This window comes from Paenibacillus sp. J22R232 (assembly GCF_056269165.1).
On record NZ_JBWDNK010000017.1, the window covers coordinates 107,462 to 118,364 of the forward strand.

General features: G+C 47.9%; 10 protein-coding genes. 4 read left to right on the forward strand and 6 right to left on the reverse strand.

The genetic code is table 11. The features are described from left to right. The first annotated feature begins 22 nt into the window (after window positions 1-22). Window positions 23-1,636 (forward strand): helix-turn-helix domain-containing protein, encoded by a 1,614-nt coding sequence (locus tag AC0YN3_RS28900; RefSeq protein ID WP_475778369.1) that lies wholly within the window; start codon window positions 23-25, stop codon window positions 1,634-1,636. Between the two features lie 94 nt (window positions 1,637-1,730). Here AC0YN3_RS28900 and AC0YN3_RS28905 read toward each other — a convergent pair whose 3' ends face one another. The 5 genes from AC0YN3_RS28905 to AC0YN3_RS28925 all read right to left on the reverse strand — a co-directional run bounded on the left by AC0YN3_RS28905 (window position 1,731) and on the right by AC0YN3_RS28925 (window position 8,733). After that, a complete protein-coding gene (locus AC0YN3_RS28905) occupies window positions 1,731-3,296 on the reverse strand; it encodes an ABC transporter substrate-binding protein (RefSeq protein ID WP_475778370.1) in 1,566 nt (521 codons plus the stop codon). A 56-nt stretch (window positions 3,297-3,352) separates the two neighbouring features. Next, window positions 3,353-4,270, reverse strand: a complete 918-nt coding sequence (locus AC0YN3_RS28910; protein WP_183570240.1) for a carbohydrate ABC transporter permease — start codon at window positions 4,268-4,270, stop codon at window positions 3,353-3,355. Between the two features lie 16 nt (window positions 4,271-4,286). Continuing rightward, on the reverse strand, window positions 4,287-5,207 hold the full coding sequence (locus AC0YN3_RS28915) for an ABC transporter permease (RefSeq protein ID WP_183570239.1): 921 nt from the start codon (window positions 5,205-5,207) through the stop codon (window positions 4,287-4,289). 165 nt (window positions 5,208-5,372) lie between these two features. Then, the gene (locus AC0YN3_RS28920) at window positions 5,373-6,947 is read right to left on the reverse strand and encodes a response regulator (protein ID WP_475778371.1); all 1,575 of its coding nucleotides are present in this window, start codon (window positions 6,945-6,947) and stop codon (window positions 5,373-5,375) included. A gap of 31 nt (window positions 6,948-6,978) precedes the next feature. Beyond that, window positions 6,979-8,733, reverse strand: coding sequence for a sensor histidine kinase (locus tag AC0YN3_RS28925; RefSeq protein WP_475778372.1), 1,755 nt, complete (start codon window positions 8,731-8,733; stop codon window positions 6,979-6,981). A 274-nt stretch (window positions 8,734-9,007) separates the two neighbouring features. On the opposite strand from AC0YN3_RS28925, the gene AC0YN3_RS28930 reads away from it, so the two are divergent. From AC0YN3_RS28930 to AC0YN3_RS28940, 3 genes are read left to right on the forward strand one after another with little or no spacing between them, the layout of a single operon-like run. Continuing rightward, window positions 9,008-9,433, forward strand: a complete 426-nt coding sequence (locus tag AC0YN3_RS28930) for a DMT family transporter (RefSeq protein ID WP_475778373.1) — start codon at window positions 9,008-9,010, stop codon at window positions 9,431-9,433. 28 nt (window positions 9,434-9,461) lie between these two features. After that, window positions 9,462-10,172 (forward strand): Crp/Fnr family transcriptional regulator, encoded by a 711-nt coding sequence (locus tag AC0YN3_RS28935; RefSeq protein ID WP_475778374.1) that lies wholly within the window; start codon window positions 9,462-9,464, stop codon window positions 10,170-10,172. After that, window positions 10,169-10,636 carry a DMT family transporter gene (locus tag AC0YN3_RS28940; RefSeq protein WP_475778375.1) on the forward strand — a complete coding sequence of 156 codons (468 nt, stop codon included), beginning with the start codon at window positions 10,169-10,171 and terminating at the stop codon, window positions 10,634-10,636. The genes AC0YN3_RS28935 and AC0YN3_RS28940 overlap by 4 nt, the downstream gene beginning before the upstream one ends. On the opposite strand, the gene AC0YN3_RS28945 is transcribed toward AC0YN3_RS28940, so the two are convergent. Further along, the coding region (locus AC0YN3_RS28945; protein ID WP_475778376.1) for a hypothetical protein at window positions 10,606-10,903 on the reverse strand (298 nt) is incomplete at its 5' end. The genes AC0YN3_RS28940 and AC0YN3_RS28945 overlap by 31 nt on opposite strands.

The window sequence follows — 10,903 nt, forward strand, 5'->3', positions numbered from 1 at the left end:
CATAAAGAGGATGGGTTAACCTATGAATGAAGAAATAGCAGAAAAGGTCATCTCACCTAGCTTATTTTATCGATTATGCAGGATGAGCTATTTGGAATTTGCCCCCAAGCAGCAGCATAGAGCATTAAAGGATGAAAACTATCAAATGATAGTGATCATAGCGGGTAAGGGAAAGCTCTTTCTTGACAAATCAGCCTACTCGCTGGAACGAGGCAAATGCTTCATCGCTGAGCCCGGAATATCGCTTGCAAGCGAAGCAGGTGAGCAGGGACTTGAATGGTATAAATTGACCTTTGAAATGCATCGTATCGGCAAACCCGCATTACCGGCAGAGGAAGACCAGCGAATTGCTGCGTTTCCATGCATTGGAGAAGTGGAATGCGGTCCTTTCTCCCATTGGCTCGAATGGGTTGAAGGGCTTTATCGTTATCATCAATCGGGAGCGAGCGACGAGTTAGGCTTGTTCGATCAGCATATTCGTTTCCAAGAGCTGCTTCGTCATATATTTAAGCATAACCTCCCGGATTCTCTAGCCGCAAACAGCCGTCAAACCGTAGAGGCCTCGATCGAACAGCTGCACCGCCATTACGGAGACATATGGACAGTGGATCGGATGGCGGAGACGGCCAACATCGGCCGTTGGCAGTACACGCGCTTATTCAAAGAAATAACGGGCCAGGTTCCGTTGCAATACTTGTCAGATATCCGAATCAATCAGGCTAAGCATCTGCTGCAAGCAACGGATGACCGATTGTTCGATATTGCCCAGAATACGGGATTTGGCAATGAATATTATTTCAATCGGCGTTTCAAACAGACCGTTGGGCTCTCGCCTGGGCAATATCGTCGTCACTACCGCGAAGAAATACGTGTGTTTGCCCCGTTCTTAGAGGATTTTCTGTTGGCGCTCGGCGTCATGCCGGCATTGCAGGTTTCGTACTCGAAGTGGGGGACACAATCCTATTTGGGGCTTAATCATATTCCTGCCGTAGAACTTACCACTGAACCTCAAGCGCCTTTGGCTTGTAAGCTGGATTTTGTTATGGTGGAATACGGTTTTCCCGAAAAGTGGAACGCCGATCTTTTTGAGAAGAAGGTTCCGCAATACAGAATGCCCGATCTTGGCGAGAGCTGGCAGGAAACGCTGCGGACAGTCGCCGATTTAATCGGAATCGGCAAGACAGAGAAGGTAACGGAGGTAATCGATCATTATGAACGCAAAGCGGATCTAGCTCGTAAGAAGCTATATGCCATTCGACATCAGACTGTGGCATTTCTGCGGATAAGCGAGGATGCGATTATTTTGTATGCGGGGCCAGACAGAGGTTATACGGGTCCGGTCCTCTATAGAGATCTGGAGCTGACGCCACACCCGCTCGTCGAGCAAGTAACGAACGGCGTTAGAAGGGCGGAGCTGTCTCCGGAGCTGCTCGCGCAATTGGATGCGGATCATTTGTTCGTGACCTTCGAAATAACAGAGCAGGCGAAGCAGGAGCTATGCGCCACTTCGGTCTGGCAGTCGCTGCCGGCAGTCGTTCATAACCGGGTTTATGAGGTCGATTATCTCAGTTGGATGAATTATGGCGTTCTCTCGCATGGCAAAAAGATTGATGATGTGCTACGTGTGCTTGCTTAGCGGTGCAGAGGTTGTTTAGTGTCTAGGCCATTTCATTAGAAGGTATTGCGGGCAAAATAAAAGGAGAGAAGGCAGTCGCCTTCTCTCCTTTGGTTTATTTTTTCGCTGCAAGGAATGCATCGATTTGGGATTGCAGTTCGGCTTGAATCTTCTCGATTCCTGCTGATTTGATTTGTTTGTTCAAATCCGCAAGGCCTTTGTCTACGTCTTTGATCACGCCATACTCGAGCGGAATCGCATATCGAAGCATTACGTTACTTACATTGGCCACTTCTGTTTTTACCTTGCTGTTATCGAATACAAACGTTTCAAGCGGGTAGTGGTACACGTTGCTGTCCCAACCGTTTTGCATAGCAGTCGCTTCCTCAGGGAATGACTCGTTATCACGGTTTAGCGGGGAGTTGAAGCCCCAGAAGGAGAAGCCAGTGTAGTTCGGGCTTTTGTCCGTTGATTGGAATTTCTCGTCGCCAACAGCCGTGTAGTGAACGCCTTCAATGCCGAGATTGATAAGGTCATGCAGCTCTTGGTCATTTTGCATCAAATCAATAAACATAAGAGCGCGTTCCGGGTGCTTCGACGTTGCATGCACGGATACCCCGTTTTGCGTAGCAACAGCTTGGGATTTCTTATTGTTCGGGTTAATGTCGGCAAGAGCAACTTCATATTGGTTTGTTTGGCGCATCAACGCCATTAGCGAGCCAAGCGTACCCATATTGTGGGAGATGGATGCCGTTTTGCCTTCTCTGAAATCTTGCTGATGATCGTTTTTGTTGTTTAGAACGTTTTTGGACCAAGCATTATTGTCCGCGAGATCTTTGTAATAAACAAGCAGGTCTTTAAATTCCGGTGTTTCATAGACATTAAATATTTTGCCTGTTTCATCCGTTATTTTAAAGCCGAGTGGAATGTCTAGGTCAAACAGGTTCCAGTCATTTTGCTGCTTCAACAGGATACGGTCTAGGTTATGCATCTTCCAATCGCCCGTTTCCGGGGTGAAAGGAGTAATTCCTTTTTCGTTAGCTGCCACGGCTTTCAAATAGTTTGCGAATGTTTCCGGGCTGTCGATGGCAGGAAGGTTGTACTTTTTGCGCAAATCTTCACGATAGAGGATAAGCTTCTCTACGGATTCGCCAAGGTTTTGAGGAACCATATACAGCTTGCCGTTTACTTTCGCTTGATCCCAGTTCACTTCGGACATGGCTTTAGCTGTTTCAGGCATATAGGTATTGATCATGTCTTCCGTCAATTCAAGAAAGCCGCCTTTAAGCGCTTGATCATTATAGCCAGCCCAGTTCGCCGTATAGATAAGGTCGAAATCTTCGTTAGCCGCAAGCTTCAAAGGATACTTCTGCGCCCAATCGGACCAATCCAGAAATTCGCCTTCAAGCGTTACATTGATTTTTGCTTTCAATTTTTCGTTAATGGCTGCAAACACGGAGTCGTAATCAACCGGTTTAGGGCCTACGAACACCATTTTAAGCTTAACGGCTTCAGAAGTATCCGCTGCGCCTTGGCCTTGCTCCGTATTCGTGGTTGTTTCTCCGCCGTCAGGTGTCTTTGTAGCAGCAGGTGCGTTATTGTTTTTGTTTCCGCAAGCGCTGATGATCATGACCATTGCCATGATCAAAGCCAGCATGATTATACTTTTCTTTTTAACCATTTGAATATCCCCCTTGTTATGAATCGCATTTATCGATAAACCAAGTTTCCTTGGAATCATCCTTTAACAGCGCCAATCGTCAAGCCTTTAACGAAATACTTCTGGATAAACGGATATGCGACTAGTATCGGGCCGCTGGCAACAACGGTCATTGCCATTTTCAAGCCTTCAGTAGGGAGCACGTTTGTTACGACTGCGCCGGAGCCCATCATTGCTTTGCGCATGCCATCCATATTGCCGAGCATTTTGTACAGGTAGTATTGGAGCGGCATCAGCTTTTCATCCGAGACAAACAGCAAGGCGTTGTACCAGTCGTTCCAATAACCGAGAGCGAGAAAGAGTCCAATCGTCGCGAGAGCAGGCTTCGAGAGCGGAAGAATCAGGCGAAGGAAAATAAGAAAGTCGCCTGCGCCGTCTATTTTAGCCGATTCTACGATCGCTTCTGGAATATTGCTCATAAACGATTTCATGACAATGATATAAAACACGTTGAGCAGCAGCGGAAGAATCAAGGCTAGAATCGTATCCTTCATATGCAAGTAATTGACGACTAGAAGGTACCAAGGCACGAGGCCGCCGCTGAACAGTGTTGTAAAGAAGAAGAAAAACGAGAATTGATTGCGCCATTTGAAATCTCTTCTGGACAAGCAATACGCGGTCATCGCGGTCAAAAATAATCCGATCACGGTTCCGATTGCGGTAACAGCCAGCGTCACCGAGTAAGCGCGTAATATTTGCTCCGGATACTGAAACAAAATTTTGTAGGGCTCGAATGAAAACTCACTCGGGAAAAATTGATAACCCTTCGTTACGATCGTGCTTTCCTCGGACAGTGACGAGGATAGAATTAGAATAAAAGGCAGGATGCATAGTGCAGCCAGGACAGATAAAGATATATAACCGATAACGGAAAGCAATTGGCGGTCCCGTTGATGTGATCTTACCGGTTTCGTTTCAAGCTCAGTTCCACTCATCTCATATCACCTCCCATTAGAATAAGGCCCGATCTTTGTCATATCTGCGAACGGAGTAGTTCACGAGCATAATGGCCGTAAATCCAAGAACGGATTGGAAAACGCCTGCCGCGGCCGACATACCGATATCGTTCGAAGTAATCAGTGAGCGGAATACGAATGTGTCGATGACGTCGGTGGATGAGAACAGAACACCGTTGTTGCCGACCATGTTGTAGAACATTCCGAAATCTCCTCTGAATATATTGCCTACTGCGAGCAGCACTAGAATGATTACGGTTGGATAAAGGTTAGGAATCGTCACCTTCAGGATACGCTGGAACACATTCGCTCCGTCGATCTCAGCGGCTTCGTACATTTCCGTATCGATGCTCGTAATGGCTGCCAAATACATGACCGTTCCGTAACCAAGCATCTTCCATGCGGACACAATCGTCAAAATGTATGGCCAATAAGCAGGTGTATTATAGATATCGATTGGCTCCATACCGATTCCTCTAAGCAGGGAATTGACGGTACCGATATCGAAGTTCAATAAATTATAAGCAATTGCGCCTACAACGACCCATGAAATGAAGTAGGGAAGAAACAAAATGGATTGCGTGATTTTGCGAAACCATTTGCCTCCGACCTCGAACAATAGAATCGCGGTGAAAATTTGCAAGACGTTATTTACGACGATGAATGCGACGTTATAAAGCGCCGTATTTCTCGTAATTCTCCAAGCGTCCCCTGATTCAAAGAAAAATCTGAAGTTGTCGAGCCCGTTCCAAGCGCTTCCAAAAATGCCGCCGGCGTAATCATAATGCTTGAACGCAATGATTATTCCTGCCATCGGTACATAGGCAAACAGCAGGAAAAACAAAACAGCGGGCGTCAGCATCAGCAGAATCGTGCGGTATTTGATTACATCATTTATAAATCCGTTTCGTTTCATGTGCGCTCCCTCTCTCATCTCTTGTCTACGTTCATTATAAGAAATAGTAAAGCGCCGCATAATTAGGGTGATCAACTAAAACCGATACTAATTCAACGATTGCCTGTATAAGGGCAAAGAAACTGCCCGGTCCTGTGCAGACGCGGGCAGTCGCATATGTTTAATTTAAATTTTATGCTGCTTGCGATACTCTCCGGGCGACATGCCGGTGGACAGCTTGAACTGCCGGTTGAAATAGACGATGTTTTTATAGCCGGCAAGCTCTGCGATCTCATATACCTTCCGAGTGGGGTCCTTCAACAATTCGCACACGCGCTTCATGCGCAGATCGATCAGGAAATCGGTAAACAACGTATTGGTTTCAGCCTTGAAGAGCTGTCCTAAGTAGTTGGGCGTAAAGTCGAAATGCGATGCTACCTCATTCAGCGTAATCTTCTGGTCGAGCCGCTGCTCGACGAATCGGGTTATCTCATCAATAAGCTTGCGTTTCTGCCGCTGCTTCTTCAAATACAGCAGTTCGGACAATTCGAAAAACCGTCTTCGCAGCCACGATAAAATATCATGCACCGTTTCAAATTGAAACAGAATAAAGGGCTGATGCGACTCCCATTTCAAAATTTCATACAAATGCTCGTTCATTTGCTGAAGATCAGCATGAAGCTTGGAGGTAATACGAATGATAAGATCATAGATGTCGCTTTTCTGGGTCAAGGGCTGATCCCCGTTAAACAGCTCAAGCAAGCAATCGTCGATCGTAGTCAGGTCATACTCGAGCATCGCTTGAAGCATCCGGTCTACGCTCTTCTCCAAGTTCAAAGCCATTGCCTGCTTGGGAGACCATGCCGAAGCATCCTGGATGAGCCTGTTTTTGCCAAACACCCATTTGATGCTTAGCGCGGCTTGGGCTTGTCGATAGGAGTCATGCAGTTTATTGACCTCTGACGTATATTTGCCCGTACCAATCGTGATGGAGTAGGCGAATTGCTTGTAGAATGCTTCGATCAGTTGTTCTAATATAACCTTAATGTGCTCTTCCGGAACCGTGGTCAGCAGCACGAAACGGTCGTCGTAGCTCGCCATTAACGTTCCCAGGCTTCTCGCCTGCACAAATTCACGGATGTAGTGGGAGATGCTTGCGAGTAACGTTCGCCGTTCCTCTTCCGTCGTAAGCTGGACTTTCCAAGCTAGATCATCCACCTCAATAATGGCGACTGTCGCTCCATTCTCAAGGATCGGCGCGAGGAAGCGGTGTAGATGATCCTCTACCTGTCCCGGGGTAGGCTCCTTGAACCAACGCAGCAGCAGCTCCTGATGCACGAGGCTTAGCGTTTCCGAGAGGGAGGAGCGCTGCTTCCATTCCTCCTCGATCTTGCCGCACATCTGATCCAGCATATCATGCAGCTCACGGTCCTCAACCGGTTTAAGGAGGTAGCCGGAGGCGTTCAATTGTATGGCTTCTTTGGCATAGCTGAAGTCCTGGTGACCGCTTATAAAGACGATATGAACCTGCGGGTTGATCTCCTTTGCTTTGCGCGCGAATTCCATTCCGGACATAATAGGCATGCGTATGTCGGAGAGAATAAGATCAATCGGGTGCTGTTCCATTAGCTGAAGCGCCTCGAAGCCGCTAATCGCAGTCCTCACATTTTGCTGCTGCATGGCCTTGTTGCTCACGACGCGCCGCCGAAGCCATTCCAAATCAATGGATTCGTCGTCCACGAGTAAAATATTGATTTCCATATGCGTGTGCTCCTCTCATCGTTGTCCGCGATCAGGCGATGTTATCGCCATCTTCCTTTATTTCCGCATTGGCAATCGGAAGAATAATTTGCACGGTCGTTCCTGCTCCGTAATGGCTGCCAATGCGAATACCGAAGTCATTGCCGTAGCGGAGCTTAATTCGCTCCTCCACGTTTTTGAGCCCATACTTATCCGACTGGTTGTCCGGCTGCAGCGTATTCGATTGCATTTTCTTAAGCGTATCCGGTCTCATTCCGATACCGTTATCGATGACTTTGAGCTCGATATGGTCGCCAAGCCGTTTCCCGGTAATTCGAATGGCTATTGATTTGCCAAACCATGAATGCTTGAATATGTTCTCCACAAAGGGCTGCAGGATCAGCTTAATAATCGGCGTATGCAAAATTTCGGGCTCGACATCGAAGTAGACTTTGAACGTGTCCGCATATTTGACCCGCTGAATATCAAGGTAAGCTTCAATCTGCTCGAGCTCCTTCTCCAATGAAATATAGACATTGCCGCCGTTTAAAGTAAGCCGGTAGAACTTGGATAAGCCTTGCACCATCTGGGTGACCTTCTGCACTTCGCCGAGATTGGCAAGACTGCCGATTGTAGACAACGTATTATATAGGAAATGAGGGCTGATCTGTGCCTGAAGCACGTCAAGCTCGGCTTGTTTTTTCTGAATGCCCTGCACATACTCGTTTTTGATCAATTCTTGAATGCTCGTAGCCATCTGATTGAAGGAATCGGCAATATGGACAAATTCGTCATTGCCCGTGAACACGATCCGTTTGTGAAAGTTGCCTTCTTGGAAGGATCGGACCAGCGTGACGATTCGCTTCATTTTTTTGCCGGAGAGCCTAGCCACGATAAGACCGATAAAAGCCATGACCAAAAAGCTGATCGTACAGACGGTTCCGATTACTCTCTGCATTCTGCTGGCGTCTTTGTTCAAATAAGCATGGGGTACCAGCGATTCGATAATGAAGGGCGTTCCGGTAATTTGCTCTTTGATGCTGAGCTCGTTGCGCTCGCTCGAATGCGTATCTGTCTCGCCTTGGGTATACAGCGTTGCGCCTGTCGTCGTATCGACTAGCCGCAGGCTGATGCCTTGATCGATCGGAAACGTATCGAAGTTGCCAAAAAGCTCGTCGAACCTTGCCGTTACGCGGATATACCCAATCACGGACGCCATGCCGCTGGAGGAAACCAGCTTGCGGAAATGGGAAATATGATCCAGCTTCTTGTCCGTATCGAGTTGAAGCCACAGATTATCCTGATTCTTGGCTTGAATGGATGCGAACCAAACCGTATCCGCGATGCTACTGACAGGAAGGACGTAATAGTCTCTTCTGCTAATCTCCATCTCCATATTGTCGCCGGGTACCTCGTACATCTTCTCATTTACAGTGTAGAGGGCGAGACGGATGTTGTTGCCGTACAGCTGAAGCGGCGCTTTCATCTGGGGAATGATGTCATCCCTCATTTTGAGCATGACCTCAAGCGGATCCCCTGCATTCTGAAGCGCGTTCTGGAAGGTAAGGCTGGTGAACAGGGTGCTCGACATCCGGTTGATTTCATCCATTTGGTATTCAATATTGTTGCGAGTCTGCTTCATAGCCGTCCGAATATTCGTTTCGGCCATTTCGGTTCTGGACTGAATGAGCATCGTATACGATATATAGCCTATGAGCAGGTCAGTCAGCAGGACAAGCAGAAGATAAGGGATCATCATTTTGTAGGTGAAAGGGATATATAGCCTTCCTAGTCTGAAGCGTCGCATGAGACTTCCTCTCTCCGGGCAATTTATTTTTATTAAATATACAGGATTAGATAGCTGAAGTATATTGTTAACCAAGCAGAGATTGTTCTGGAAACCGTTTTTTGAAAATATAGGAAAGGATATGATTTCGCTATCCTTTCTCTATATTTCTACGCGAATCGTAAGCTTAGCCGCCAGAGGACGGCTTCAGCCGTTTACGCTTGGGACATATGTCCTATCCTTCGCCGGTCATTCTGTCTTTTAATGGAGATACGAAGAATGAAGGAGAGAGCGTATGAAAGGAAGTTTGTTTGCGTTATTAGCGGGAGCCTTCATTACCCTGCAGGGCGTCGCTAATTCACGGATTAGCCAGGATATCGGTACTTGGCAGGCAGCGGCCCTTACCCAGCTGACGGGATTCGTGACGGCACTGCTTATTCTGCTCGTTGTCCGTGACGGACGGTGGCAAGCTTTTAGACAGGTAAAGCCAATCTATATGACAGGCGGCGCGTTCGCTGCCGTTATCATTTTCGGCAATGTGACGGCTATTCACCGTATGGGCGTTACCTTTACGATATCAGCGGTGTTGATCGCCCAGCTATGCCTGACCTTTTGGATCGATGCGAGAGGATGGTTCGGCCTTGAAAAGCGAAGGATACGGCTGCCGCAGCTGCTGGGAATCGGAATGATGGTCGCTGGCGTAGTGATTTTGAAATTATAATGTACCCAAAGCGAGGCGATACAGTCGGATGAACGAAATAATAGTTAGTGCGCAGCTGACGAGTTATCTGCAAGCCTATCATCTGGAAGAGGTATTCCCGGCGTCGCTGCGGCCTCATCTGTCGCTTTGCAGCTTCGAGCAAGGCGAGCTGGTATGCACGCAGGGTGAAGCCGCTCACCACATGTACGTACTGGTGAAGGGGAAGATTAAAATCTTCAACATTTCAACGGAAGGCAGAACATTAGTTATTTCATTTAAAACGCCGTTGGAGGTCATTGGAGATATCGAATATATACGCGGGATAGATATCATCAATACAGTCGAGGCGGTATCGCCTGTCGTCATGATCGGCGTTCACTATCGGTCCTTGAAGGCTTACAGTCATCATCCCCAGCTGCTCCATTTCTTATTGGATATTATTACGAAAAAATTTTTTATCAAGTCCAATGCCATGAGCTTGAACTTGATGTACCCCGTAGAAGTTCGGTTAGCCAGCTATTTGCTCTCGATGTCTTATGACGAAACGGACTCGGCGTTCAGGGGACACATAAGCGCGACAAGCCTTACGGATACGGCGAACCTGATCGGAACGAGCTATCGGCATCTGAACAGAGTCATTCGGAAGCTATGCGCGGAAGGCATGGTGGAGCGCGGGAAAATGGGCATTTACATTAAAGACCGGGAACGGTTAAGCGCGCTTGCTAGCCATTCTGGCTCGAATAAGGAGATGGGATCATGATTGCAGGGCTTATGCTCGCGATCACGGCAGGCTCGCTCGTGGGCATACAAACGATATTCAACAGCAAGGTGAGCGAGCGGGCGGGCTCGTGGGCAACGACGACATTGGTGCTGGGCTTGGGATTTGCGGCTTCGCTCGCGCTCGGCCTGCTTTTCGAGGGGAAAGGGATGTTCGTGCTGCACCATATGCAGCTCTGGTATTGGTTCAGCGGCGTGATCGGAGTGGGCGTAGTGATTAGTTTGGTGAACGGCATTAGGCTGCTGGGACCGACGCTTGGCGTCTCGATCATGCTGTCTTCCCAGCTTGGCTTCGCATTGCTGTGGGATTCCTTTGGATGGCTTGGGTTGGAAAAGGTCCCCTTTACGCCTGCAAAGCTCCTTGGCGTTCTGATTATAGTCGGCGGCATAGTTCTATTTAAATGGAGCGGCGGACGTCAGTACGCAAAGTCCGCAGAGACGACGTAGTTCGTAGAAGCAGCATAGTCTGCAGAAACTATGTAGTTTGCAGAAACAACATAGACCGCAGAGACGACAGAGACGACAGAGACGACAGAGACGACAGAGACGACAGAGACGACAGAGACGACAGAGACGACAGAGACGACAGAGACGACAGAGACGACAGAGACAACAGAGACAACAGAGACAACAGAGACAACAGAGACAACAGAGACAACAGAGACAACAGAGACAACAGAGACAACAGAGACAACAGAGACAACAGAGACAACA